A 350-nucleotide genomic window follows, 5' to 3' on the forward strand; every position below is an offset into this window, starting at 1 on the left:
AAATTATCTGGTAACTAATTTATATAGAGACGCACAGAAGAAGTGTTTGGGTCTGTAGCTCAGTTGGTTAGAGCGCACCCCTGATAAGGGTGAGGTCGGCCGTTCAAATCGGCCCAGACCCACCAATATCTTAATAACGTCGTTATTTAAATTCTCGTTTAGTGAACTAAACGTCGAACTTAAAAGCCTTGTTCTTAACGATATTAAACCAAACATTTAGGTAATACATGGGGCTATAGCTCAGCTGGGAGAGCGCCTGCTTTGCACGCAGGAGGTCTGCGGTTCGATCCCGCATAGCTCCACCATTACTTACTTATTCTGTGACTCATTACCCAAAGCTCTAAGCAAGT

General features: G+C 43.7%; 2 tRNA genes. Both read left to right on the forward strand.

The window, feature by feature from the left end:
• The first annotated feature begins 48 nt into the window (after positions 1 to 48).
• Positions 49 to 125, forward strand: a tRNA-Ile gene (locus tag OA91_RS23890).
• A gap of 104 nt (positions 126 to 229) precedes the next feature.
• A tRNA-Ala gene (locus OA91_RS23895) sits at positions 230 to 305 on the forward strand.
• Positions 306 to 350: the final 45 nt, after the last annotated feature.

The sequence above is a fragment of the Marinomonas sp. SBI8L genome (assembly GCF_001624705.1).
GTDB lineage: Bacteria > Pseudomonadota > Gammaproteobacteria > Pseudomonadales > Marinomonadaceae > Marinomonas.